This window comes from Neisseria sp. P0021.S005 (assembly GCF_051956955.1).
Map to the genome: position 1 here is coordinate 1 of NZ_JBQCWY010001015.1, position 409 is coordinate 409.

1 protein-coding gene and 1 pseudogene are annotated in these 409 nt (G+C 46.0%); both read left to right on the forward strand.

Annotated elements, in window-relative coordinates:
• Nucleotides 1-87: pseudogene (locus ACTHUE_RS20655) on the forward strand (tRNA (guanosine(37)-N1)-methyltransferase TrmD); the annotation flags it as partial.
• Nucleotides 88-101: 14 nt separating this feature from the next.
• On the forward strand, nucleotides 102-409 hold a 308-nt coding region (gene rplS / locus ACTHUE_RS20660; RefSeq protein ID WP_440404023.1), incomplete at its 3' end, for a 50S ribosomal protein L19.

The window sequence follows — 409 nt, forward strand, 5'->3', positions numbered from 1 at the left end:
GATTTATTGGAAAAGCGCAGTTTAATCCCAAAGGAATCCCGCCTCTTAAAAGAAATCTTGCAAGAGCAACAGGAAATCCAATCATAACTTAGGAAAAACAAATGAACTTGATTCAACAATTAGAGCAAGAAGAAATCGCTCGCTTGAACAAAGAAATCCCTGAATTCGCTCCAGGCGACACCGTTGTCGTATCTGTACGCGTAGTTGAGGGTTCTCGCAGCCGTCTGCAAGCATACGAAGGTGTTGTTATCGCTCGCCGCAACCGTGGCCTGAACAGCAACTTCATCGTTCGCAAAATCTCTAGCGGCGAAGGTGTAGAACGTACTTTCCAACTGTACTCTCCTACCGTAGAAAAAATCGAAGTTAAACGCCGTGGTGACGTACGTCGCGCCAAACTGTACTACTTGCG